The sequence below is a fragment of the Halomonas sp. LMYGS-3 genome, assembly GCF_059509875.1.
Genome location: NZ_JCAKFQ010000011.1, coordinates 50616 through 73652 on the forward strand (window position 1 = coordinate 50616; position 23037 = coordinate 73652).

Below are 23037 nucleotides of genomic sequence, written 5' to 3' on the forward strand. Positions count from 1 at the left end.
GAGTGTCCGGCAAGATGAGCCTGACTGTGCTGTCAGGCTCAAATCTATATAGGTTATGTCACTTGGGATTATGAAAATATTGATCAGCGACTTCCGATGGCCACCATTCCTCTTCGGTAGGCTGTATCCATTTAGTAGAGTTTAGATCACAATCCTCAGGCAACGCCTGGTTCACATCTTCAATCGTATAAGGCAGGACTGGACGCAGCATGCTCTGGAGTTTAGGCCCTTCCCCATTTAACGTTCGAAGCATTACATCCCAAGCCTGTGAAACTTCTCTTGCCGGGGGCCAGATGTGGAATGATTTTGAAATCCAGTCAGGATTTTTTTTCCAATAGCATGCAGCCGATGCTTGACCACCTAAGGTGATAGGTACCATAGGCCGGCCAGATTGAAGCATGGCTCTCAGAACGCCATTCTCCTGGGCCGACTGTGTTAGGATTCCGTCTACCTGCTGCGGATTGGTAGCAAGGAATTTTTGCAGTTCGGTTTGGGCCACTTGATCAGTCCACTTACCATTAATTTCACCTATGATTTTAATGGTCGGGTACTCTTCCATAGCCTTTTTGGCACCTTGGTCGAACGCTTCCGATGAAGCGGCTCCCGGTATACCCGAAGCTAGTACGACGTTTCCCTTACCGCCCATTTCTTCGGCTAACCACTTCCCCATATCGTAACCACCCTGCAGATGGTTGGCCGCCACATTGATGGAATAAGGAGAGGTTACGTATCCCGAAAACGAAAAGACTGGTACACCCCTAGAATGCGCATACTCAATTGTTGGATTCAGCGCGGTTACATTAGAACAACAGATAATAATAGCGTCCACACCACCATCGACCATCTGTCGCATCTGCTGAATCTGCCTAGCATCATTCAGATCAGACTGTGTGACGACCACCTCTGAAACCCCCCCAGTGTCAGGATGAGTGTCGTGCCCTCTGATACCCTGTTCTTATAAACCGATCAGGGGGCGAAAGGAGACGCTCATGCCTCGTTACTCCGAGGAACGCCGACAAGCCGTGGTGGCCAAGCTGCTGCCACCTCACAACCTGTCCCCGCAAGAGATTGCGGAGCAGGAAGGGATCTCACTGGGCACCGTCTACAAGTGGCGTAAGGAGGCCCGTGCCGAGGGTCGCTGTCTGCCCGACTCCTTGGGTCAAGGGGCTGACGGCTGGTCGTCGCGGGACAAGTTCAGCGCTGTGGTCGAGACTGCCTCGATGAATGCCGAGGAGGTGGCCGAGTATTGCCGGCGTCGTGGCCTGTACCCCGAACAGCTGGAACGGTGGCGCCATGACTGTGAGCAGGCGGCCAGCCTGTCGCATACCGAACGCCAGCGTGAGGCCGATGAGGCCAAGCAGCAGCGCAAGCGCATCAAGGAGTTGGAGAAGGAGTTGGCCCGTAAGAACGAGGCCCTGGCCGAAACCGCTGCGCTGCTGGCCCTGAGAAAAAAGGCGAGGGCGATCTGGGGGGACGAGGACGAATGATCAGCACCCCAGATCGCCGCCGCGCCGTCGCGCTGATCGAAGACGCCCGTACTCAGGGAGCCCGCCTGGAGTCCGCCTGCCGTGAACTCGGCATCACCGCCCGCACCTACCAGCGCTGGACCCGTGACGGCGGCCTCCGCGAGGACCAGCGCCCTTTGGTCGACCGGCCGGTGCCGACTAACGCGCTGACACCGGCCGAAGAGCAGGAAATCCTCGAGGTGTGCCACCGCCCGGCGTACGCCAGCTTGCCACCCGAGCAGATCGTGGTGCGCCTGTTCGACGACGAGGCGCGCTACCTGGCTTCGCCCTCGACGATCTATCGCGTCTTGCACAAACACCGCGAGGTAGTGCACCGGGGCCGTGCCAAGCCACCCAAGCGCCATGCACGGCCCACGACCTACCATGCCACCGCGCCGAACCGGGTCTGGACGTGGGATTGCTCATGGATGGGTGGGCCCATCAAGGGGCAGCACTACTACCTGGTGATGATGCTCGACATCTACAGTCGCAAGATCACCGGCTGGGAGGTGTTTCTGGCCGAGTCGGCTCACAACTCGCGCACTGTACTGGAGCGTGCGGTGCTGGCCGAGAAGGTGGTCAACCAGCCCCTGGTGCTGCACGCCGATAACGGCAGCCCGTTCAAGGGCGCCACGCTGCTGGAGAAGATGCATGACCTTGGTATCACCCCGTCCTTCAGCCGGCCGCGGGTCAGCAACGACAACCCCTATTCGGAGTCGCTGTTCCGCACCTGCAAGTACCGGCCTTGTTACCCCGTGGATGGCTTCGCCACCCTCGAGGCTGCCCGTCAGTGGGTGCATGGCTTCGTGCAGTGGTACAACCACGAGCACCGCCACAGCGGCATCCGTTTGGTGACGCCGGCACAGCGCCATGCCGGCGAAGACGCTGAGGTGTTGGCCAAGCGCCACGCCATCAATCAGGCGGCGCGTGCGGCCAACCCGACCCGCTGGAGCGGTAAGACCCGGAACTGGGCACCAGTGGGCACCGTCTCGCTCAACCCGGAGCGGGAGCTTCAGATCACCATGGGCGAGCCAGAAAAACGGGCTGCGTGAAAGCGCTCAGAGGCGACAGATTTCTTGACAACTACCGAACCAAACCCTCTTCCTGCGCTTTTGGTAAGAGATTATTCATGATCTCATTCATGATTTCGGCCCGCCATGTATTGCCCGAATAACTTGACGCGTAACCGATTTTCCACGGTGGAGGGTTCTTCGCCTCAAAGTCAGCATATACTGAAGGGCTAAGTGGAATCTCCGGATCAATCATCTCGTAGATTTTTTGTTCTTCGGGCGGTAGGTCACCGACGCCGTCGGCCCAACCAACCCCGGATGCAACTGCCATCGCTCCGGCCACTACCACACCCAACAGTGTCTTGTTGTAATTCATAAGTATTCCCCTAGCTAGCTATCATGAATTTTGTTTGATTTCTGATAGGATCGGAAGCAAATATTCACGAAACGCTGTATAGTCTTCCGTCATGGGAAAGTGGCCAAGTTTCTCCATTGGCCAAAATTTTGCACCAGGTACTAAATCGGCAAGTGCCTGAGTTTCTTTCGGAGATGTATTTGGATCATATTCCCCTGTAAGGAGATAGAGCATGCATTTCGATGTATCGATTTTGCTGGCTTCCTCATCTGACATATCGTGATCATAATAGTAATAAAATAGATCACCAGCGAAAACTCCGGGGCCACCGCAACTATACTCCCATTGGATCTCACGCACATTCTGCTCGGGCGCATATGGTGAGATATTAAGCATCATAGCCGCCCCGATGGAGGTGCGATTCACATTCGGGTTGTCAAACTCTTTGCGAATGCCCGACATTCCTACGTCGATGTATTCCACCGCGGACCGCAGGGCTCCCTCAACAGCAATAGCTGCACGGTACCGTTCGTTAAAATTAGATGCAAGATCAACGGCGAGGTGTCCTCCCATCGAACACCCTAACCAAACAGGCCTTTCCAACCCAAGGGCATCGCTCAGCGCATTCGGAAATGCCATCATCAAAGACTTTGTCATATTATATTCTTGTTCCCACCAGCGCACGCCATAAGGTGGAAGTGATTTACCATGATATGGCAAGTCAAAGGCGATGACGCGGAAATTCTTTGTCACTTCCGGATCGCATAGCATATGGCGATACTGACGGCCATCTGATCCTGCTGTGTGCCCTACGAGTAACGGAATACCTTCACCCGCTTCTTCGTAATAGACACGATATTCAATACCTTCAACTGTCAGGTAGATATAGCGACCAGTGATCGGATCATGCTTACTCATGCTCTAGCCTCCTCATTCCTAAGTTTGCGCAAAAGCGTAATCATACGATTCACCGCAGGCAGGTATGCAAAGGTTTCATTAGTATCTGAAATTGTCATATTGTGCTTCACAGCAGCTGACTGGATACACTGATAAAAGGGCTCCGGCTTGTCAGCCAGCAGCTTTTCCCATTGATCCGATCGCCCACCGATAACGATCTTACAGTCAAAGTCAGATACGGGCATGCCATTTTCTACTGATTCAAGTTCCCCATTATGAAAGTTCAATGCCCATACTTCTCCACCACCAAACTCGAGTTTGACTATACCATCTAGATAGCGTGTTTCTCTTGTGAACTCAAAGTCACTTTTGGCCATTTCTTTAAAAGCATTACAATCAAATCTCAAAAATCTCATGACTGTTCTCCTTTTTGTTAATTTCAGTTGTCAAACTCATCAAGTACCATCTGGGCATTGCGGAAGCTATCAATAGCAGCTGGCACGCCACAATAAATAGCAACTTGAAGAAATATTTCTGTGATTTCTTCACGACTAAGGCCGTTGTTTAGCGCCCCTCTGACATGTGCTTGCAACTCGTGCTGTCGATTGAGCGATGCAATCATTCCCAGATTAAGTAGAGAACGATCACGGCGACTCAGTCCAGGACGGTTCCAAATTTCGTCCCAACAATACTCAGTTACTAGCTGCTGCATTGGCCAACTAAACTCAGACGCCTTACTCAGAGAAGCTTCTACATACTTATCTCCCAGCACTTCTCTTCGGGTTTTTAGGCCTCGCCTAAATGATTCAGAAGCTTTTTCCATATTTTCATCTTGACTCATGCTTTCATGTTTTTTTTCATTCATCACTTTCAATCCTCTATTGCATTAAAACAAAAACCTAATCTGCTTTTTTAGCAGATTTTGATAAGGTTTCATATATTCGTGTATGATCTACATCACCACCTACAGCGTGCATTGCGGAGTCCCACTTTTCGGCGGTCTGCATCAAGCCCTCTTGAGTAAGCCCTAATTCCTCTGATAGCTGAGCAGCAATTCCAATGTCTTTTGCCATAAGCCCCAAAGCAAACCCCGAAGAAAAGCTACCACTTAAAATAAACTGCTTCATCTTTACTTCAGTGGCATTATTTTTTCCACTTGAAGCGTTTAATACATCTACGACAGTCCCGCTATCCATTCCGAAAGCTTGAGCAAGCTGAACTGCCTCGCAAGCAGCGATTACACCTGCCCCTGACACATAATTATTAATTGCCTTCATGGCATGGCCAGCACCAACCGGACCACAGTAAAAAACTTTTTTCGCTAGTGACTTAAGAACTGGAGACACCTTCGCTAAGTCTTTTTCCGCCCCCCCTGCCATAACAGTTAATGTCCCGTCGATGGCGCGTTTAACACCTCCAGACACAGGCGCATCTACAACGCGGATCCTGCTTCCAATATTTTCTGACAATGCTCTTGTGTCAAGGGGCGACGATGAACTCATTTCAATCAAAATTGCACCATCTCTTGCGCATCTCCACGCCTCACCATCACACAGCACGGATCTAACAATCTCTCCATTTGGGAGCATTGTAATAATAACTGACGCATCTTTTATCGCTTCATCCACGGAGCTTGAAGGGATGCCGCCTGCTTCTGAGAATTTATTATTTGCCTCAGTTGACAAATCAAACCCCTGAACCAAGTATCCTTCTTTTAACAAGTTAAGCGACATGGGCAATCCCATCCTGCCTAAACCAATTACAGCTATTCTATCTTTGACTGTCATCGATTAGTTTCCTTTTTTCCTGAGGTCCTCATACCACAACCATGAATCAAAAACTTAATTTCTTTTCACTACATTAGTATGCTTTGCGGGCAAGAATTATAAAGATGTCATTTATTTAAAAAAACATCATCTCACCGGTGTCAGAAACGGATAGCATCACTCCAACGTTTCATATCTTTTGCTAATCGTAGCATCGTATGACAAAGATACCATAATACAATGGTCTAAGATTTTTTCCCTAGAATTGCTGTCGATAGTCATTCTCATTTAATTCGCCTTGATCCCAGCTCATTCATCAGGACACCGAATGAGGGTGTTGAACCGAGGGCTTGCGGGCACCGGCCCTCTCCAACGTCATCAACCCGCCTCATTTCACCGGGCTGAGGTAGAAAAGAAGATGGCGAGCAATTCATCACGCAGAATCAAGATGTTAGTGACAGAACACGATTCAAGAGGACTACTCGCCATGGGTGAAAGACTATCCACCTGGACACCCTCTGCAACGGGTCCATCCGCGTTGAAACGAGCGCTCAGCGCACCACCAGCGACAGCGGTGCCTTGCTGCTGCGTGGAGCCCTCGACAACAGCGGTGTGATCGAGGCGCTGGAAGACAATCTGGTCGATCGACGCCATCCGCTGCGCATCCGTCATTCGCTATCCAGCCAGCTGCGCACCTTGGTGCTGCAGCGCGCGATGGGCTGGATCGACCTCAGCGATACCGACACGCTGCGGCGTGATCCGCTCTGGCAGCTGGCCTGCAGCGATGCACGAGGGATGACGCCTTTGGACCAAGATCGGCCATCTCAAGCCACGTTGTCGCGGCTGCTGACTTGCCTTGGGCGCCATGACAACATCGATGCCGTGCACGAGGGCCTGCTGCGACTGGTGGTCTGGCGTCTGACCTCGCTGAAGAACGGCGAGCGCCCCGCGCAGTTGACTCTGGATATTGACGGCCTGCCGATCGAGGTCCATGGCCACCAAGGTGGCTCGGCGTTTCACGGGCTTTACGGTGCCTGCATTTACTCTCCGCTGGTCGCCTCGCTGGCTGAAACCGGCGACATGGTGGGCGGCCTGTTGCGCGGCGGTAACGCCGGCCCGGCCGAGACTGCCGATACCTGGATTCCGCACCTGGTGCGGCGGCTCAACGAAAGCACCGGGGCCCAGGTACGAGTGCGCATCGACGCCGGGTTCACCGACAACGACACGCTGGAGGCCCTGGAAGATCGCGATATCGAGTACCTGGGGCGACTGCGCAGTCCCTCGGGGCTTCAGAAGCTGGCGGCGCCGTACCTGAAACGGCCCCGAGGCCGCCCGCCCGAGCAACCTCGGGAGTGGTTCCACGACCTTGAGTACCAAGCCGGTTCCTGGCCAACGCCGCGACGCGTGGTGCTGGTGGTGCAGGAACGTCCTGATGACCTGCTGCTGCATGCCTTCTTCCTGGTCACCAACCTCGGCAAGTTCGACTGGCTGCCGGAGAAGGTCCTGGCGCTCTACCGCAAGCGCGGCAGCGCCGAGGCCCACATGGGCGAGGTGAAGTCGGCCCTCGACATGCACCTCTCCTCGACGGATCGCAGCGATGCTGTCGCTGCACGCCCGACGCATCACGGTGCACCTCGGCGATGCCGCCGACAAATGGTGGCCCACCTTGCTGAAGGGGCTACCTCGGCTGACGGCCTTGGCCTGACACTCAGCATCACCATGATTCAAGTTAGTCAGCAGAGCGGCCACAACGGCGGTCGACGGCCACGGCTGCAGCGACCTTACGAGTTCTCGTCCTCGTCGAGCAGGCGCTTGAATTTTTTTAGTGCATAGATCTGCAGATGGGCCTCGCCCAGTGCCTCCTTGGTCTCCCGGAGCTCGGCTTCATACTGCTCACGGATGTCCTTGGGGCGGGCCTTGAACCCGTTCTCCATGTTGCGCTGGGCCTCATCGATCCAGCCCTCGACCTCGGAGACCGTGAGGGCGTACTGGCGGGCCACCTCAGCGACCGTGGTCTTGCCCTTGAAGATGTCCATGACCACAGCGGCCTTGCGCTTGGCGGTCCATCGCTTGATCGGATTGTCGTCGCTCATCCTGTCCTCCTGATGGCTGCACTATAGCCTGTGCAGCTCAGAAGGGGGTCACTTCAATATCACAGTATCGTTATGTTATATGACAGCGGTTAAGGGGTGCTTCTATACCCAAATAAATAAATGGCTTACTGTTTAAATCGGTTGTTGTAGTGCCAATCCTGGAACCGTGTTTTCAGGGAAAACAGTAATTTACACGTTTATCTGTCGAAGTCGGAGGGGGGCAGACCCTTGAATGTTCCAGCCATGAAAAAAAGCCTCCAGGAAATACCGCGAGTTTCGCACCACTCCTTGCCTTTTCCCAATTAGACTGATAAACCTCTTGTTGTTGACGTCGCGTCAAAGGAACTGACTTGGCTTGCGCTACAGCGATCTTATGAGCAATCATAACAAATCTTATTTTGCCTATGCTATTTTTGCTATTATTCCTTCGGCTTCATCAGAAGGTGATGCAAAGCGATTCATTACTTCTGGATCATGCCCGGGGATTATGAGATCCTTTGATGATGCTAGCTCACTCAGCCTATCGAAGCCATCCAGCATTTCCCCTACATTAAAGACAATGGGGAAAGGGTGCTTCTTTTCAAGATTATCATAGAAATGGGTAGCATCAGACGCTAGTACAACCCATCCATTCTTAGTCCATACTTGTATAACTTGGAGGCCAGGACAATGTCCTCCTATACAGTGGACATATAAGCCAGATGAGATCTTATAGCTCCCGTCTACAAACACAACCTTTCCTTGATATATCTTTTTAACTAAAAGAATGACATCTTCTACGTCATAAGGAGCTCTTACGAAAGGATGACTCATGTATCTACCGGTAGAAAAAGCCACCTCTCTCTCTTGTATGTAGAAGTGTGCGTTAGGAAATAAGTCTATATTACCTCCATGATCATAATGCAAATGAGTCAATATCACTGACGATATATCAGCCGACTTTATGCCAAGGAGTTCAAGACCTTGTGTAGGACATCTTAAAAAGGTTCTCCCTCTTTTTTTGGCTGCATCGCTGTTGAAGCCTGTATCGACGAGAAAAACTTTACTCTCTGACTTTAAAACCCAAACATAATAATCCATTGAGCCAGGGGTTTCATGAGGGTCCCCTGCTATAAAATTTTCGCTGCTTTTTCTATTAACAGTAGCGTACTTTATGGCGTACACAGAAAATTTATCGAGCTTTTCCATTTCTATAACCTCAGTTAGATTGAATTTATCCTGTCTAGCTCAGGAATAAGGTATTCCAAGAATAACGAAGGGTTCTCTGTCATTGGAAAATGCCCCAACTCCTCCATCACGGTCAATTTTGAGTTTTTAATGACCGCTGCCAGCCTTTTTGAAGCTTCTGGAGTGCAAGAGTAGTCATATCTGCCTGTAAGCAGAGACACAGGACACCCCGAGTTGTTAATAAACTCAGACAAAGCGTATCCATCGTACTCTTCGCTATAAAACCATAGATCACCAGGATATACCCCGGGACCACTCTGTGAGTATATCCAGCTGGCAAACCGCTTGTTTTTTAGCGGAGATCCTGGACTCATTAGCCCACGGACATAAGCACCGCAGTAGCGAGATGAATTAACTGAGGGGTGATCGAGATAAGGATTAAGCCGGCCAGGCGATCGGTCTGGAGCCCCGACACCAATTACACCACGAACAAATGGAGAAGAGCTGGCTGCAAGAGCCATACAGATAGCTGCTCCCATTGAACAACCAACAACAATAGTAGGCTTTTTGATCACTTGCTCAATAAATGCTAGGCACCAATCACGATAGCCTTCCATTTCCAGCCTGTAGGATCCAGCCTCATAAGAAAATGTAAAAGAAGATCTCCCATGGAGAGGCATATCAAAAGAATAGCAGTTCCAGTGCTCGCTAATAGCCTCAGAGCATAAAACCTCTAAATATTGCCTGCTGTCTGCTCCTGCTGTGTGCAGGAACAATACTGAAGGAGAAGAAGATGAGGGGCCTGACTGCTCATAAAAAATATTAGCACAATCGCCACCTCTGTAGACCTTTTTATATCCGCACTTAATATTATCCAAAGAGCTCTGATTAATTAAGTCTACCATGCTTTCTCTATTCTTATTTGGAGACGTCAATTCGAACAATCGCTCTATTGTGTTTAGCGACCTAGCAATATCTATGTCATCGCCAGACACATTGAAACTCTTCGAATAATTCCTTAGAGCTGTAAATGAGTGAAACCCAGGGGCAGGAAGTGGTGATAAAACCTGTTCCCAAATATAAGAAGGAGACGAAAACTCTAAATAGATGTGGCATGGATCTTTACTTCCCTCACCACAAATACTTATTAACTTGCTCTCGTCATAGTCCTCTATACGTATCGTAATCTCCAAGCTCAACTCAATGGCTGATGACTGAAGCTCCGTATCTTTATTAGCTGCATCAAGCCAGTCACAGATCTTTTCAGCTATATTTTTTTCCTTTTGGTCATTCATTGTATACATGCTCCTTTTCGCCTTACCATTCATTATCGCTGGGACTGTAGCCGGGTCGTCAGGGTATTTTTACCCCGACGGCAATCGCCTAAGCCTACTTAGAGATTCTGCTTGTTATTTTATTCCAAAAAACAATTGCTTCGATCTTGTTAGCAAGATACAACATGTCATGAAGTTTATCATAAGCAATATCGTATTATGTTCCGGTTTCTCAGCATGCTGCGGCATACATTACTTATGCCGCAGCATGGAACTATAGTTAGACTCCTTTATTTAGAATATTCAACAGCTGGGCTTTCTTCATTTTTCTCACTACCCATGTATTTCCTGTATAGGCCATGGTAATTTTCAATTGATTCTTCAGGAACCTTCTTGGTTACTAAGCTAACAGCCAGCGTGACAAAAGAGTTAACAATTAAGCCCGTTATACCTGGCCCAGGAAGGGCCGAAGGCTCAAATATTGCAACTGCCGCCAGCGCTATTGTTCCAGTAACCAATCCAGCAATTGCGCCAGAAGCTGTAATGAATTTCCAGTACAAAGCTCCTAGTGCCGCGGGAACCAGTTGCAACCCTAATCCAAAGCCTAGAGCAGCAATCGGTACAATTAGCCCCGAACCACTAGGACTCATGGCAAGATAGAAGATCAAACCAGTCATGACCAAGACAACGAATCGGTTGATATTAGTTTCCTTGAAATTTAGCCTTCGTATCGAAGGGATTTTATAGCAAATATCCTCTGCCACTAGGCTAGCAGAAGAAAGCAGCTGACTATTAATAGTAGAAATTGCAGCAGCTAAGATCCCAGCTACAACGAATGTACCTGCAATTGGGGCATATTCAGAAAAGAAGAGGGGAAGAAGCGCGTCGCTATTCTCCTCCACGCCAGGGATCAGGCCTTGCACATTAGCAGCAATTCCGACGAACAGAGGAATGCATGCCATCATCCAGGAGTTCCAAAAGGGTGTTAATGCTGCGACTTTTCCGAGAACTTTGGCTGAACGTGCAGAGTAAAACTTCTGCCACATATGAGGTAAAACCCATGAGCCAAACCCAAGGCCTAACCAAAGTTCAACCATTTGTAATGTACTTCCACTATTTACAAGCTTCTCTGGATGCGTTTGGGCTACATTATGAAATACATCCCATCCCCCAGCTTTTCCTATAACAAAAACAAGTACGAAAAAGAGGATAGATCCGAAGAATATGCCCATGAAGGTATCGGTCCATGCTGTACCTCGGAAACCAGCCCATAGCACAATAAAACCAACGATAACAGTCGTGATTGTAACCCCTACTACATATGGGATAGCTCCATCTGTAAGACCTTCTAGAGCACGAGCTCCACCTGTAACTTGTATTAACATGTAGGGAGTGAGTGCTGCAATACCAATAAGGGCAAACAAAATTCTAAGCATTGAGCTTCGGTAATAATGCTCAATCATTTGCCCTGGGGTAACAAAATTAAAAACTTTCCCAGAGAGCCATATCCGTGTTCCGAAAAACCAGATAAAAAAAGCATGGAATATTGTCCACACGGTAAAACCCATAAACCACACACCTGAACGATAATATGAGCCGAAAGACCCCAGCAACGTCCAAGTTGAGAAATATGTTGCTCCCATGCTCATCAGAAGTACAAAAGTTCCTATATTCCTCCCGCCAACAATAAATCCGTCAGCCCCGCTATTAGCTGAACTCTGAGAATTTTTTGCCGACTGGTAGGATATAAACACCATTATCCCTACAAACAAGAGCACTACAATTAAGGTCGTCATTCCATAAGACATCATTTAGCCCTCTTTTGTTCTGAATGACTCTCTTCAATAGGATATTCTTCCAGATTTTTAATTAACGGCTTAAAGCAGAGCGGGTATGTTAAGGCAACACAGACTGTCAGGATTACATTTAATCCCAACACCCAAGCCATCGGCAATGGCAAAGGACCTACCCATTGTAATGAGTTAAGCATTCCGAAGCTTGGAAGCCAAGTAAGTAACAAGCAGATAGTTACTACTAACCATAGTACCCTACGACGTATCCTTAGCGACATATCGTCTCCAATGTTATGATTGTATTACTATTCATTACATTTAGCATGCTTTGCAAGCACAAATTATAAAGACGTCATTGATTTAAAAAAATCACCACCTCACCGGTGTCAGAAACGGATAGCATCACTCCAACGCATCAAATCCTTCTTGCCAATCGTAGCATCGTATGACAAAAATACCATAATACAAAGGTATAAGACCTTTTTCCTAGAATTGCTGTAGATAGTCATTCTCATCTAGGGAAACGCTGCATAAATCCCGCCGCCGCTGCCTGGCAGCCACCGGCGGGGTAGAATCTGCCCCACCTGCCACCGTCTGACAGAGCCACCCGATGAAGCAGATCTCGTTTGCCCAGGCTGAGCACCAGAACAAGAAGAAGGTCACCCGCCGATAGCGATTCCTGGCCCAGATGGATGCCCTGGTGCCATGGCAACGACTGATCGAGGCGCTGTCACCGTCCTACTTCCCGAATTCGGCGGGCAAGCGGGGCCGGCCACCCATTGGCCTGGAGCGCATGCTGCGGATCGATTTCCTCAGCAGTGGTATGCGCTCGCCGACGAGGCGCTGGAAGATGCCATCTACGACACCAGGCCATGCGCGACTTCATCGGTATCGACCTGGCCATCGAGAGCGTGGCGGACGCTACCACGCTGCTGCGTTTCCGCCATCTGCTGGAAAAGCATGCGCTGACCCAGCGGATTTTCGAGGAGATCAACGCCAGCCTGGCCCTCAGGGCCTGTTCATGCGTGAGGGCACCATCGTCGACGCCACCATCGTGGCGGCGGCCCCCTCCACCAAGAACCAGGCCAAGCAACGCGATCCGGAGATGAAGCAGACCCGCAAGGGGAAGCAATGGTACTTCGGCATGAAGGCCCATATCGGCGTCGATGCGGTCACCGGACTGACCCACAGTGTCGCTGCCACCTCGGCATGTGGAAGCACCTGGGCGAAGAGAAAGATGACCCTGACTCCCGGTGCTGTGTCGCCGCCAAGCGCGGCGCCATCAAGAAGATGGAAGACAGTCCCATGAAAACGCTGCTGCTGGCATTCGAGAAGGCCAAGGCCAGCATCCGCGCCAAGGTGGAACACCCGTTTCATGTCATCAAGAACCTCTTCGGCTACCGAAAGGTTCGCTACAAGGGATTGGCCAAGAACCAGGCGCAGCTGTTCACCCTGTTCGCCCTCGGCAATCTGGTGCTGGCTGGCCGATGCCCAGGCCATGCTGACGGGGCCAGTGTTTCTTGAATCTGACTTGGCAGCCGGGTTATCCGGCTGCCAGGGTGAAAAGGCCACCAACAGTAGTCAGAAAGTGACCGCTGACGCGGTATATGTGCCGCCCTGAGCGCTTTAGCTGCTCAGAGATAGATTGATCAGCGATTCCTTAGCGGGTCACACGGCGATTGAACGCCAGGCACCAGAGGAGAAACCGATGAGCCAACCCCAGCACGACTACTGGGTGCGGGTCACCTGGACGGGTAACCAAGGTAGCGGCACCCGCCGCTACCGCGACTATTCGCGCGACCACGAGATCGAGGTGGCCGGCAAGGCCACGCTGCGAGGCTCTGCCGACCCCGCCTTCCTGGGCGACGCCGAGCGGCACAACCCCGAGGACATGCTGGTCGCCTCCCTCTCGGCCTGCCACATGCTGTGGTATCTGCACCTGTGTGCCGATGCCGGCGTCGTCGTCGAGCGCTACACCGACCAGGCCGAGGGCAGCATGGCCCTGACCGGCAACGGCGGCGGCCACTTCACCCGGGTGACGCTGCGCCCGCAGGTCGGTATCGCCGCCGGCAGCGACCCGGCGCTGGCCGAGCAGCTGCACGAGCGTGCCAACCGGCTCTGCTTCATCGCCAACTCGGTCAACTTCCCGGTGCACTGCGAGCCGACCATGGAGCGGGCGTCGGCGCCTTGAGCGGCTGATGGCGCCCCGCCACGGTGCTATCGTAAGCCCACCCTTGAGCCGTGATGGAAGGAAACGCCGCATGAAATATCTCGGAGCCCACGTCAGTGCCGCCGGCGGCCCCGATCAGGCCGTGTTACGCGCCGTGGAGATCGGCGCCGACGCCTTTGCGCTGTTCACCAAGAACCAGCGCCAGTGGCACGCCAAGCCGCTGACCGACGAGGCCATCGAGGCCTTTCGCACGGCCTGCCGCGAGCACGGCTTCGGCCCGGGGCAGATCCTTCCCCACGACAGCTACCTGATCAACCTCGGCCACCCGGATGCCGCCGGGCTCGAGAAGTCCCGCGCGGCCTTTCTCGACGAATTCCAGCGCTGCGAACAGCTCGGGCTCACGCTGCTCAACTTCCACCCCGGCAGCCACCTGAAGAAGATCAGCGAAAGCGAGTGCCTGACCCGCATCGCCGACTCGATCAACCATGTGCTCGCCGAGACCCGGGGCGTCACGGCAGTGATCGAGAACACCGCCGGCCAGGGCACCAACCTGGGCTGGCGCTTCGAGCACCTCGCCGAGATCATCGACCAGGTCGACGACGGGTCGCGGGTCGGGGTGTGCATCGACACCTGCCACGCCTTCGCCGCCGGCTACGACCTGCGCACGCCGGAGGCCTGCACCGCGACGCTGGACGAATTCGACAAGGTGGTCGGTTTCGAGTATCTGCGCGGCATGCACTTGAACGACGCCAAGAGCGAATTCGCCAGCCGCGTCGACCGCCACCACAGCCTGGGCCAGGGCAATATCGGGCTGGACGCCTTCACCACCCTGATGCGCGACCCGCGCATCGACGACATCCCCATGGTACTGGAGACCATCGAGCCAGCGATCTGGGCCGAGGAGATCGCCTGGCTGCGGGCCCAACAGCTCGACGCCGCCTAGGCCTCCGGGTCCGACATCCACCTTCCCGCGTCAATGACCATCCAATGCTCAACCAGACGGTTGACAAGCCTTCATCGGCGATCTATCTAAACCATATGGTTGAACAACAGACGATCGTCCTGGATCGGGTCTTCCATGCCCTGGCCGACCCGACCCGACGGGCAATGCTCCAGCGCCTCGCCGCAGGCGAGCGCAGGATCGGCGAGTTGGCCTCGCCCTTCCCGATGTCGCTCGCGGCCGCCTCCAAGCATGTGCGCGTGCTGGAACAGGCGGGGCTGATCCGTCGCCGCGTGGAGGGTCGGGCCCACCTCTGCCGACTCAATCCGGACCCGCTCGCCGCGGCCGACGAGTGGCTGCACTTCTACGAGCGCTTCTGGAGCCAGCGCCTCGATGCGCTGGAGGAGGCCCTGAAAGACGATGATGCCAGCTTGAACCATGAAAGGAACCGTCATGGAGCGCGATGAACAGGGTCGGCTGCTCGAATCGGACAGCATCCGCTTCGAGCGCCTGCTGCCCGGCCCCATCGAGCGGGTCTGGGCCTATCTCACCGACTCCGACAAGCGTGCCCGGTGGCTCGCCGCCGGCAACATGACGCCTCGGCCGGGCAGCGCCTTCGCCCTGCACTTCGACCACGCCGGCCTGTCACCGCACCGGGCGCCCGCGCCGGACCGCTTTCGCCAATTCGAGGGCGGCTGCACCACCCAGCACGAGATTCGCCGCTTCGAGCCGCCCCATGTGCTGGTGATGACCTGGGGTGGTGGTCACGAGGGCCCGTCCGAGGTGACCTTCGAGCTCAGCGAGGAAGGCGACCGGGTGCGGCTGGTGCTGACCCATCGCCGGCTGGGCGATCTCGACACCCTGGTCGACGTGGCCGGTGGCTGGCACACCCATCTCGCCATTCTGGTCGAGGTGCTGGAGGGCCGTACGCCGCAGCCCTTCTGGCCATTGTTCGAAGAGTTGGAGGAATACTACCAGCAGCACATCACGTTGCAGCACAACGGGAGGAACCAACAGTGAACGATGCCCCCATTCCCCTGCCCCCCGTCGTCTCGATGGACGAGTGGCAAACAGCACTCGAGCGCCAGGTCGCCAGGGAAAAGGCGCTGACCCGCGAACGCGACCGGTTGAACGCCGAGCGCCGCCGGCTGCCGATGGTCGAGGTGACGAAGGCGTACACCTTCGAGGGGCCGGCGGGCACCGCAAGCCTGCTCGACCTGTTCGAGGGACGTCGCCAGCTGATCGTTTACCATTTCATGTTCGGCCCCGACTGGGAGGCCGGCTGCGACGGCTGCTCCTGGGTCGTCGACGCCATGAGCCATCCCGCCCACCTGCACGCCCGCGACACCTCGCTGGTCCTGGTGTCGCGCGCGCCGCTGGAACAGCTCGAGCGCTACCGGGCGCGCATGGGCTGGCGGCATTTGCCCTGGGTCTCCTCCCTGGGCAGCGACTTCAACCTCGACATGGGCGTGACGAGCCAGGACTGCTGCGCCCCGGACACCGACCGCGGCGAGCGCCACGGCGTGAGCGTCTTCCTGCGCGATGGCGAGCGGGTCTATCGCACCTACTTCACCGGCAGGCGCGGCGTCGAGTACCTGGGGAGCCACTGGACCTACCTGGACCTGACGCCCTACGGCCGCCAGGAGACCTGGGAGGACTCCCCCGAGGGCTGGCCCCAGTCGGCGCCGTATGCGTGGAACCGTCGCCACGACGAGTACGAGTCGTGACCCGCTATAGTGAGGGGATACGATATCCGGGCATGGGTGGGTCGACGCAATGGATAAGGGATACCTGTTTGGCGACGCCTATCAGCCAAGCCAGATCGCGCGACGAGTGGAGAGCATGGGTGTGGCCAAGGCCCGCGCGGACGCCCTGACCCTGATGGTACTGGCCGTGCTCGCCGGTGCCTTCATTTCCCTCGGCGCCCTCCTGTTCACCGTCATCATGACCGATCCCGGCCTGGGTTTCGGCGTGACCCGTCTGCTCGGTGGCCTGGGCTTCTGCCTCGGCCTGGTGCTGGTGGTGATCGGCGGCGCCGAGCTGTTCACCGGTAACAACCTCCTGGCCATGGCCTGGGCGAGCCAGTTGATCACTACCCGTGAGGTGCTGAGGAACTGGGGGCTGGTCTATCTGGGCAACATGATCGGCTGCCTGGGTACGGTGTTACTGGTGGTGTGGGCCGATATCGCCAGCCTGGGTGGCGGCGCCGTGGGGGAAACGGCGCTGCAGATCGCCCGCGGCAAGGCCGGACTCTCCCTGGGTGAGGCCTTCGCCCGCGGCGTGCTGTGCAACGTACTGGTATGCCTGGCCGTATGGCTGGCGATGGGTGGGCACAGCGTCACCGACAAGATCCTGGCCATTCTGCTGCCAATCAGCGCCTTCGTGACCCTGGGTTTCGAGCACTCGATCGCCAACTGGTTCTTCCTGCCGCTCGGCCTCGTCCTGGATGGGCAAGAGACGGTGACGTTCACCGGCTCACTCGCCAATCTCGTGGTGGTCAGTGCCGGCAATATCGTCGGCGGCACCCTGTTGGTCGCCGGGGTGTATTGGCTCGCTTACCTACGCAACCCGGATAAACCGGAAGATCAGCCATCGTGAGCCACCCTACCACTCGACCCGGCCAAGGATTGGATCCCGACGGGGAGCTCATGCCAGTTCGGCCATTTCTGCCGCCGATAGCAGCTCTCGTTTTTTGCCTTCAAGGAACACCCGGTGGCCATCTCCGCGCAGAGGAAGCCACCAACTTGATCTACCCTGAATTTCACCTCACCGGGGTGTCCCGGGGATGATGTGCCACGAACGGGGGTAGCATCACATGCAACCGCGTATCACGCTGATCACGTTAGGCGTCGACGACCTGGAGCGCGCGCTGCGCTTCTATCGCGATGGCCTCGGTCTGGAAACGCCCGGCATCGTCGGCGAGGAGTTCGAGGAAGGCGACGGGGCCGTGGTGTTCTTCGAGCTGCAGGGCGGCCTCAAGCTCGGGCTCTGGCCGCGTCGCTGCATCGCCAATGACGCGAACCTGCCGATGGGCGCGCCGAGCGCGACCGAATTCACCCTGGCGCACAATGTCGCCTCCCGGGAAGAGGTCGATGGCGTCATGGAACAGGCAAAAGATGCCGGCGCCACGATCACCAAGCCCGCTCATGAGACCTTCTGGGGCGGCTATGCCGGTTACTTCCAGGACCCCGACGGCCATCTGTGGGAAGTGGCCTGGAACCCTGTCTGGGAAGTCGAGGAATGAGAGGGAAGGGACAGGAAGCGCACCGACAAGAGGTCCCGATGACCGGCACGCAATCCATCGAGCGCGCCATCCACGAGCGGGTGATGCTGGTGCCCTCCGCCCCGTCCTGGCCGGCACGCTTCGACGCCGAGCGCCGTCGCCTGCTGGAGCGGTTTCCCGCCAAGCTGCTCGACGTGCAGCATATCGGCAGCACCGCCATTCCCGGCATGCCGGCCAAGCCCATCATCGACGTCATGGCCGGCGTCGCCTCCATGGCCGTCGCCGACGCCCTGTTCGAGCCAATTCTCGATCACGGCTACGTGACCTCGGTCGAGTTCAACGCCAACCTGACCGACCGCCGCTGGTTCATGCGCCACACCCACGGCCATCGCACCCATCACCTCCACGTGGTGGTCCACGACGGCGACCTGTGGCGACAACGCCTGGCCTTTCGCGATGCCCTGCGCAGCGACCCGGCGCTGGCCGAACGCTACGCCGCCCTCAAGCGCGAACTGGCTTCCCACCACCGTGAGGATCGGGAGGCCTACACCCGGGCCAAGGGCGAGTTCGTGCGCGCGGTCATTGGGCCAGGCTGACACCGCCCGAAGCATCTAACCGAGAATATCGACGCCGCGGTGCCCTTCCGGCACCCCCTCCACCAGGATGACGTCGCCCACGGCGTTGGCGGTGCGCAGCGGCAGGATGCACCGGTAGTCTTCTGAGTGGTACCACGCCCGGGCCTGCTCCAGGCTGGGGAAACCGAGCATGATCGTATCGCCCTGCCAGTTGCCCTCCAGCACTTGGGTGGTGCCACCGTGGATCAGGTAGCGACCGCCATAGGGCGCGAGGGTGGCATCGATCTTCTCCAGGTACTCGACGATCTCAGGCCCGATGGTGACGTCCTGCAGGCGGGCGATGGCGTAGGCGGTCATGGCGTTGCTCCTGTGGTGGGTTTGCCTCGACAGCTTCGCCCCCTTGGCGCGGCGTGGCGATTACCTGCGAGGTAATAGCCAGGCATATCGCTTGGCGCTAATCTGGGCCCATGACCACGACCTCCCCCACCCCCGGGCAGCTGTTGAAGACGTGGCGCCAGCGGCGGCGGCTGAGCCAGCTTGCGCTCGCCACCGACGCCGACGTCTCCCAGCGCCACTTGAGCTTCGTCGAATCCGGACGGGCCACGCCCAGCCGGGAGATGCTGCTGCACCTCGCGGAACGGCTGAACGTTCCCCTGCGCGAACGCAACCGGTTGTTGCTCGCCGCCGGCCTCGCCCCGGCCTTCGCCAAACGCTCTCTTGATGCTCCGGAGCTCGACACGGTGCGCGGCGTGATCGAACGGCTGCTGGCGAGCCACGCCCCCTACCCGGCGCTGGCCGTCGATCGCGACTGGCACCTGCTGATGGGCAACCGCCCGCTGGAACGGCTGCTCGACGGCATCGCCCCCGAACTGCTGAAACCACCGGTCAACGTGCTGCGGCTCACCCTGCATCCCCGTGGGCTTGCATCGCGCATCCGCAATTTCCGCGAATGGCGCGCCCATATTCTCGAACGCCTGGCCCACCAGGCCGGCAGCGCCGCCGACCCGGCCCTTGGCGACCTCGCCGAGGAACTGAAAGGCTACCCGGTACCGGCCGGGGCGCGCCTCCACCTGGCCAGCGCGTCGTCACGCCACGGCGGGATCGTCGTGCCGCTGGAGCTGGCCATGCCGGATGGCCGCGTGCTGTCGCTGCTGAGCACCACCACGGTGTTCGGCACCCCGCTCGACATCACTCTCGAAGAACTCGCCATCGAGTCGTTCTTCCCGGCGGACGCGGCCACTCAGGAAGCGTTGCAACAGCTGGCCACGGCGGTGCCGCCCGGCTAGAACGACAGGCAGATCTTGCCGAAGTGCCGCCCCGCCTCCTCGTGGCGGAAGGCGTCGGCGATCTGCTCGAGTTCGAAGGTGCTGTCGATGATCGGGCGCACGCCGCCGGCCTCGATGCCGCGCACCATCTCCTGCTGGTGGATGCGGCTGCCGACGATCAGCCCCTGCAGACGCGCCTGCTTGGCCATCAGCTTGGCGGTGGGGACCTCACCGCCACGCCCCGTCAGCACGCCGATCAGCGAGATGTGCCCGCCGATGCGCACGGCATCGATGGACTGCGGCAGGGTGCCGGGCCCGCCGACCTCGATCACGTGATCGACGCCCTGGCCGTCGGTCAGTGCCTTCACCTTCTTCCCCCATTCCGGCTCGGCCTGGTAGTTGAGGGTATGGTCGGCGCCGAGCTCCTTGAGCCTTGCGATCTTCTCATCCGAAGACGAGGTGGAAATCACTCGCGCGCCCATCGCCTTGGCGAACTGCAGGGCGAAGATCGAAACGCCGCCCGTTCCCAGGGTGAGCACGGTATCGCCGGCCTTGAGGTTACCGTCGACCACCAAGGCACGCCAGGCGGTGAGCCCCGCGGTGGTCAGGGTGGCGGCCTCCTCGTGGCTGTAGCCCCTCGGCGGGTGAGTGAACCAGGTGGCCGGGCGAATCACCTGCTCGCGGGCATAGCCGTCGACACCGTCGCCGGGCGTGGTCCTGAAGTCGCCGACCCGCGCCGGCCCGTCGAGCCAATAGGGAAAGAAGGTGGAGACCACCGCATCGCCCACCGCGAACTCCTCGACACCGTCGCCGACCGCCTCGACCAGGCCCGCCCCGTCGGACATGGGAATGCGGCCGTCCTCGGTCGGCATCTTGCCGGACACCACGCCGTAGTCGTGGAAATTGAGCGAGCTGGCGTGCACGCGTACGCGGATCTCGCCAGGCCCCGGCTCGCCGGGCGTCTCCTGTTCGACGACTTGCAACCGATCCAGCCCACCGGGGCTCTGTAGGGTGACGACCTTCATCTCCGCACTCCTTCCAAACTTTCAACCAGGCTGCCAGGAGACTAGTCCAACTTCCCGGTGGAAGGGCAAGCGATGGCGTGCCTGCACGACGAAGAAACCGGCTATGCTACAGAAGCACGGTGGATGCTTCATGGCCTGCCCCGTCCACCTATCCCGGGAGCACCTCTCCCCGCCAGCCCGGCAGCGTCAGGAGGTGGAACATGAAGCGCTCCATGATGACGGTGACCCTCCTTTCTGTCGGCCTTCTTGCCACCAGTACCAGCCAGGCCGCCGAGCTGTGGCGCTCGGCGGGCTTCGCGACCCCGGAATCGGTCCTGCACGATGCCGCCAACGACCGCCTGATCGTCAGCAACATGGATGGTGGCCACATGGATGCCAATGGTACTGGCTATCTTTCGCTGCTCTCACTCGACGGAGAGATGCTGGTGGAAAGCTGGAGCACTGGTCTGGATGCACCGAAAGGCATGGCGATCCTCGATGACCGGCTCTATGCGGCTGACATTACCCGGCTCCATATGATCGACCTCGCGACCGGCGAGATCCTCGAAACCACCACACTGGAAGGCGCGGTGTTTCTCAACGATGTGACGGCCGATGCGTCCGGCGCCATCTATGTGACCGACATGATGACCCATGCCATCTATCGCCACGCGGACGGGGAGGCTTCGCTCTGGTTGCAGAGTGACCAGCTGAACCACCCCAATGGCATTCTCGCGCAAGACGATCACTTGATCGTCGGCACCTGGGGGGCAGGCATGCAAGAGGATTTCACCACCGAGGTGCCAGGCGGTCTCGTGTCCGTCGATATCGCCACACAGGCCATCACGCCCCTGCCCCAGGCCGAGCGTTTCGGCAATCTCGACGGCGTGGTCGAGGTCGACGGCGCCTTCTTCGTGACCGACTACATGGCCGGGGTGCTCTGGCGCCACGTGCCCGGCAGCGAACCGGAACGGATGGCCACTCTACAGCCCGGCAGCGCCGATCTCGGCACCGACGGCAAGGTGCTGTTCATCCCCTTGACGAACGACGACGAGGTGATTGCCATCAGCATCGAGGACTGAGGTGTCGACGCGCCCCAGCTTTCGTGCAGAAGTCCAGACTCCCGCTACCGATCAACGCCTCGGCGACGAAGGCTAGAAAGGTGCGGATGCGCGCCACCCGGCGCAGGTCGGGGTGGGTCAGCAGCCACAGCTCGGTGGCGAGTTCCGGGATCGGCTCGCCGACCCGAACCAGGGCCGGTTCGGCATCGGCCAGGTAGCAGGGCAGCACGGCGCGGCCCAGCCCGTCGCGGGCGGCGGCCAGCATGCCGAGCAGGGTGTCGACGCGGTAGCGGCAGCGGTCGTCCAGACCCTGGGCAGCCATCCAGGAATCCAGTGGCGCATAGCCCAGGTGGCGGTCCGGCCCGATCCAGGCGGCGGCATCCCCCGCCCCGTCGCCCCGGGCATAGATCGCCTGGGCGATGTGGCCGACCCGCCGCCCCACCAGATGCTCGGGGGGCGACGACGAGGGCCGCACCGCCACGTCGGCATCGCGCTGGGAGAGATTGAACAACTCATTGGAAACCGCGACCTCGAGCACGATCTCGGGATGGGCGCGCCGGAAGTCGGCGAGGATCGGCGACAGCAACCCCATCAGCAGGGTATCGGTGGTGGTCACCCGCACCGTCCCCGATAGCCGCAGGTCGCGCCCCACCAGGCGCCGTTCGGCACGCAGCACCTCGTCTTCCACTCGCGAGGCCGTCGCCGCGAGTTCCTCCCCCGCCGCGGTGGGCGAATACCCCGTCCGTGCCCGCTCGAACAGCCTGACTCCCAGGCGCCGCTCGATGGCGTTGAGGCGCCGGAACAGTGTGGCGTGGCTGGCACCCAGCCGCCGCCCCGCTCCCGACAGTGTTCCCGCCTCGGCGATGGCCAGCACGACGCGCAGGTCGTCCCAATGCAGCACTTGTTCATTCATGCAAGGCTCATTGTCATTCTTGGGGA

General features: G+C 57.2%; 24 protein-coding genes and 2 pseudogenes. 13 read left to right on the forward strand and 13 right to left on the reverse strand.

The features are described from left to right. Nucleotides 1–58: 58 nt before the first annotated feature. A complete protein-coding gene (locus AC5W54_RS12250; protein WP_495962376.1) occupies nucleotides 59–901 on the reverse strand; it encodes an ABC transporter substrate-binding protein in 843 nt (280 codons plus the stop codon). 88 nt (nucleotides 902–989) lie between these two features. Here AC5W54_RS12250 and AC5W54_RS12255 point away from each other — a divergent pair. Further along, a protein-coding gene (locus AC5W54_RS12255) for an IS3 family transposase (protein ID WP_495962377.1) occupies nucleotides 990–2557 on the forward strand; the annotation gives its coding sequence in 2 pieces (ribosomal slippage) (nucleotides 990–1455 and nucleotides 1455–2557; 1569 coding nt in all). Nucleotides 2558–2588: 31 nt separating this feature from the next. On the opposite strand, the gene AC5W54_RS12260 is transcribed toward AC5W54_RS12255, so the two are convergent. Genes AC5W54_RS12260 through AC5W54_RS12280 form a run of 5 tightly spaced genes read right to left on the reverse strand, consistent with a single transcriptional unit; the run spans nucleotide 2589 to nucleotide 5554 of the window. After that, a complete protein-coding gene (locus AC5W54_RS12260; protein ID WP_495962378.1) occupies nucleotides 2589–2891 on the reverse strand; it encodes a hypothetical protein in 303 nt (100 codons plus the stop codon). Nucleotides 2892–2912: 21 nt separating this feature from the next. Beyond that, nucleotides 2913–3788: an alpha/beta fold hydrolase gene (locus tag AC5W54_RS12265; RefSeq protein WP_495962379.1), complete on the reverse strand. Its 876-nt coding sequence runs from the start codon at nucleotides 3786–3788 to the stop codon at nucleotides 2913–2915. Next, nucleotides 3785–4183, reverse strand: coding sequence for a hypothetical protein (locus AC5W54_RS12270; protein WP_495962380.1), 399 nt, complete (start codon nucleotides 4181–4183; stop codon nucleotides 3785–3787). Before AC5W54_RS12270 ends, AC5W54_RS12265 begins: the two co-directional genes overlap by 4 nt. 23 nt (nucleotides 4184–4206) lie before the next feature. Further along, entirely contained in the window at nucleotides 4207–4632 is a 426-nt protein-coding gene (locus tag AC5W54_RS12275; protein ID WP_495962381.1) for a carboxymuconolactone decarboxylase family protein, read from the reverse strand. 34 nt (nucleotides 4633–4666) lie between these two features. Continuing rightward, a complete protein-coding gene (locus AC5W54_RS12280) occupies nucleotides 4667–5554 on the reverse strand; it encodes an NAD(P)-dependent oxidoreductase (protein WP_495962382.1) in 888 nt (295 codons plus the stop codon). A gap of 427 nt (nucleotides 5555–5981) precedes the next feature. Between AC5W54_RS12280 and AC5W54_RS12285 the strand changes: the two are divergent. Further along, nucleotides 5982–7238, forward strand: a pseudogene (locus tag AC5W54_RS12285) (IS1380 family transposase). Between the two features lie 76 nt (nucleotides 7239–7314). On the opposite strand, the gene AC5W54_RS12290 reads toward AC5W54_RS12285, so the two are convergent. From AC5W54_RS12290 to AC5W54_RS12305, 4 genes are all read right to left on the reverse strand, one after another. Beyond that, nucleotides 7315–7626: a transposase gene (locus tag AC5W54_RS12290; protein ID WP_495962383.1), complete on the reverse strand. Its 312-nt coding sequence runs from the start codon at nucleotides 7624–7626 to the stop codon at nucleotides 7315–7317. Nucleotides 7627–8028: 402 nt separating this feature from the next. Further along, nucleotides 8029–8814 carry an N-acyl homoserine lactonase family protein gene (locus AC5W54_RS12295; RefSeq protein WP_495962384.1) on the reverse strand — a complete coding sequence of 262 codons (786 nt, stop codon included), beginning with the start codon at nucleotides 8812–8814 and terminating at the stop codon, nucleotides 8029–8031. A gap of 14 nt (nucleotides 8815–8828) precedes the next feature. Further along, the gene (locus AC5W54_RS12300) at nucleotides 8829–10088 is read right to left on the reverse strand and encodes an alpha/beta fold hydrolase (RefSeq protein ID WP_495962385.1); all 1260 of its coding nucleotides are present in this window, start codon (nucleotides 10086–10088) and stop codon (nucleotides 8829–8831) included. A gap of 269 nt (nucleotides 10089–10357) precedes the next feature. Beyond that, nucleotides 10358–11878 carry a sodium:solute symporter family protein gene (locus AC5W54_RS12305; RefSeq protein WP_495962386.1) on the reverse strand — a complete coding sequence of 507 codons (1521 nt, stop codon included), beginning with the start codon at nucleotides 11876–11878 and terminating at the stop codon, nucleotides 10358–10360. A 661-nt stretch (nucleotides 11879–12539) separates the two neighbouring features. Between AC5W54_RS12305 and AC5W54_RS12310 the strand changes: the two are divergent. The 9 genes and pseudogenes from AC5W54_RS12310 to AC5W54_RS12350 all read left to right on the forward strand — a co-directional run bounded on the left by AC5W54_RS12310 (nucleotide 12540) and on the right by AC5W54_RS12350 (nucleotide 18789). Further along, nucleotides 12540–13384: pseudogene (locus AC5W54_RS12310) on the forward strand (IS5 family transposase). A gap of 184 nt (nucleotides 13385–13568) precedes the next feature. Then, nucleotides 13569–14051, forward strand: coding sequence for an OsmC family protein (locus tag AC5W54_RS12315; protein WP_495962387.1), 483 nt, complete (start codon nucleotides 13569–13571; stop codon nucleotides 14049–14051). Nucleotides 14052–14121: 70 nt separating this feature from the next. After that, nucleotides 14122–14973, forward strand: a complete 852-nt coding sequence (gene nfo / locus AC5W54_RS12320) for a deoxyribonuclease IV (protein WP_495962388.1) — start codon at nucleotides 14122–14124, stop codon at nucleotides 14971–14973. Nucleotides 14974–15017: 44 nt separating this feature from the next. After that, nucleotides 15018–15437 (forward strand): ArsR/SmtB family transcription factor, encoded by a 420-nt coding sequence (locus AC5W54_RS12325; RefSeq protein ID WP_495962389.1) that lies wholly within the window; start codon nucleotides 15018–15020, stop codon nucleotides 15435–15437. Next, on the forward strand, nucleotides 15424–15990 hold the full coding sequence (locus AC5W54_RS12330; RefSeq protein ID WP_495962390.1) for an SRPBCC family protein: 567 nt from the start codon (nucleotides 15424–15426) through the stop codon (nucleotides 15988–15990). The genes AC5W54_RS12325 and AC5W54_RS12330 overlap by 14 nt, the downstream gene beginning before the upstream one ends. Next, complete coding sequence (locus tag AC5W54_RS12335; RefSeq protein ID WP_495962391.1) at nucleotides 15987–16697, forward strand: DUF899 domain-containing protein; 711 nt, start codon at nucleotides 15987–15989, stop codon at nucleotides 16695–16697. The genes AC5W54_RS12330 and AC5W54_RS12335 overlap by 4 nt, the downstream gene beginning before the upstream one ends. 49 nt (nucleotides 16698–16746) lie before the next feature. Further along, complete coding sequence (locus tag AC5W54_RS12340) at nucleotides 16747–17568, forward strand: formate/nitrite transporter family protein (RefSeq protein WP_495962392.1); 822 nt, start codon at nucleotides 16747–16749, stop codon at nucleotides 17566–17568. A 217-nt stretch (nucleotides 17569–17785) separates the two neighbouring features. Further along, nucleotides 17786–18214 (forward strand): VOC family protein, encoded by a 429-nt coding sequence (locus tag AC5W54_RS12345; RefSeq protein ID WP_495962393.1) that lies wholly within the window; start codon nucleotides 17786–17788, stop codon nucleotides 18212–18214. A gap of 38 nt (nucleotides 18215–18252) precedes the next feature. Next, entirely contained in the window at nucleotides 18253–18789 is a 537-nt protein-coding gene (locus AC5W54_RS12350) for a GrpB family protein (protein WP_495962394.1), read from the forward strand. A 15-nt stretch (nucleotides 18790–18804) separates the two neighbouring features. Here AC5W54_RS12350 and AC5W54_RS12355 read toward each other — a convergent pair whose 3' ends face one another. Continuing rightward, the gene (locus tag AC5W54_RS12355; protein ID WP_495962395.1) at nucleotides 18805–19125 is read right to left on the reverse strand and encodes a DUF1330 domain-containing protein; all 321 of its coding nucleotides are present in this window, start codon (nucleotides 19123–19125) and stop codon (nucleotides 18805–18807) included. A 110-nt stretch (nucleotides 19126–19235) separates the two neighbouring features. On the opposite strand from AC5W54_RS12355, the gene AC5W54_RS12360 reads away from it, so the two are divergent. After that, nucleotides 19236–20054: a helix-turn-helix domain-containing protein gene (locus tag AC5W54_RS12360; RefSeq protein ID WP_495962396.1), complete on the forward strand. Its 819-nt coding sequence runs from the start codon at nucleotides 19236–19238 to the stop codon at nucleotides 20052–20054. On the opposite strand, the gene AC5W54_RS12365 is transcribed toward AC5W54_RS12360, so the two are convergent. Continuing rightward, nucleotides 20051–21058: a zinc-dependent alcohol dehydrogenase family protein gene (locus AC5W54_RS12365; RefSeq protein WP_495962397.1), complete on the reverse strand. Its 1008-nt coding sequence runs from the start codon at nucleotides 21056–21058 to the stop codon at nucleotides 20051–20053. The genes AC5W54_RS12360 and AC5W54_RS12365 overlap by 4 nt on opposite strands. A 200-nt stretch (nucleotides 21059–21258) precedes the next feature. Between AC5W54_RS12365 and AC5W54_RS12370 the strand changes: the two genes are divergently transcribed. Beyond that, nucleotides 21259–22119 carry an SMP-30/gluconolactonase/LRE family protein gene (locus AC5W54_RS12370; RefSeq protein WP_495962398.1) on the forward strand — a complete coding sequence of 287 codons (861 nt, stop codon included), beginning with the start codon at nucleotides 21259–21261 and terminating at the stop codon, nucleotides 22117–22119. On the opposite strand, the gene AC5W54_RS12375 is transcribed toward AC5W54_RS12370, so the two are convergent. Then, complete coding sequence (locus AC5W54_RS12375) at nucleotides 22103–23011, reverse strand: LysR family transcriptional regulator (RefSeq protein WP_495962399.1); 909 nt, start codon at nucleotides 23009–23011, stop codon at nucleotides 22103–22105. The two genes, AC5W54_RS12370 and AC5W54_RS12375, sit on opposite strands and share 17 nt — an antisense overlap. Nucleotides 23012–23037 lie beyond the last annotated feature (26 nt).

Excerpts from the sequence above, each read along its gene's own strand:
- AC5W54_RS12260 (WP_495962378.1), bottom strand. The coding sequence starts at position 2,891 with ATGAATTACAACAAGACACTGTTGGGTGTGGTAGTGGCCGGAGCGATG.
- AC5W54_RS12265 (WP_495962379.1), bottom strand. The coding sequence starts at position 3,788 with ATGAGTAAGCATGATCCGATCACTGGTCGCTATATCTACCTGACAGTT.
- AC5W54_RS12270 (WP_495962380.1), bottom strand. The coding sequence starts at position 4,183 with ATGAGATTTTTGAGATTTGATTGTAATGCTTTTAAAGAAATGGCCAAA.
- AC5W54_RS12275 (WP_495962381.1), bottom strand. The coding sequence starts at position 4,632 with ATGAATGAAAAAAAACATGAAAGCATGAGTCAAGATGAAAATATGGAA.
- AC5W54_RS12280 (WP_495962382.1), bottom strand. The coding sequence starts at position 5,554 with ATGACAGTCAAAGATAGAATAGCTGTAATTGGTTTAGGCAGGATGGGA.
- AC5W54_RS12290 (WP_495962383.1), bottom strand. The coding sequence starts at position 7,626 with ATGAGCGACGACAATCCGATCAAGCGATGGACCGCCAAGCGCAAGGCC.
- AC5W54_RS12295 (WP_495962384.1), bottom strand. The coding sequence starts at position 8,814 with ATGGAAAAGCTCGATAAATTTTCTGTGTACGCCATAAAGTACGCTACT.
- AC5W54_RS12300 (WP_495962385.1), bottom strand. The coding sequence starts at position 10,088 with ATGAATGACCAAAAGGAAAAAAATATAGCTGAAAAGATCTGTGACTGG.
- AC5W54_RS12305 (WP_495962386.1), bottom strand. The coding sequence starts at position 11,878 with ATGATGTCTTATGGAATGACGACCTTAATTGTAGTGCTCTTGTTTGTA.
- AC5W54_RS12315 (WP_495962387.1), top strand. The coding sequence starts at position 13,569 with ATGAGCCAACCCCAGCACGACTACTGGGTGCGGGTCACCTGGACGGGT.
- nfo (WP_495962388.1), top strand. The coding sequence starts at position 14,122 with ATGAAATATCTCGGAGCCCACGTCAGTGCCGCCGGCGGCCCCGATCAG.
- AC5W54_RS12325 (WP_495962389.1), top strand. The coding sequence starts at position 15,018 with ATGCTCAACCAGACGGTTGACAAGCCTTCATCGGCGATCTATCTAAAC.
- AC5W54_RS12330 (WP_495962390.1), top strand. The coding sequence starts at position 15,424 with ATGGAGCGCGATGAACAGGGTCGGCTGCTCGAATCGGACAGCATCCGC.
- AC5W54_RS12340 (WP_495962392.1), top strand. The coding sequence starts at position 16,747 with ATGGATAAGGGATACCTGTTTGGCGACGCCTATCAGCCAAGCCAGATC.
- AC5W54_RS12345 (WP_495962393.1), top strand. The coding sequence starts at position 17,786 with ATGCAACCGCGTATCACGCTGATCACGTTAGGCGTCGACGACCTGGAG.
- AC5W54_RS12350 (WP_495962394.1), top strand. The coding sequence starts at position 18,253 with ATGACCGGCACGCAATCCATCGAGCGCGCCATCCACGAGCGGGTGATG.
- AC5W54_RS12355 (WP_495962395.1), bottom strand. The coding sequence starts at position 19,125 with ATGACCGCCTACGCCATCGCCCGCCTGCAGGACGTCACCATCGGGCCT.
- AC5W54_RS12360 (WP_495962396.1), top strand. The coding sequence starts at position 19,236 with ATGACCACGACCTCCCCCACCCCCGGGCAGCTGTTGAAGACGTGGCGC.
- AC5W54_RS12365 (WP_495962397.1), bottom strand. The coding sequence starts at position 21,058 with ATGAAGGTCGTCACCCTACAGAGCCCCGGTGGGCTGGATCGGTTGCAA.
- AC5W54_RS12370 (WP_495962398.1), top strand. The coding sequence starts at position 21,259 with ATGAAGCGCTCCATGATGACGGTGACCCTCCTTTCTGTCGGCCTTCTT.
- AC5W54_RS12375 (WP_495962399.1), bottom strand. The coding sequence starts at position 23,011 with ATGAATGAACAAGTGCTGCATTGGGACGACCTGCGCGTCGTGCTGGCC.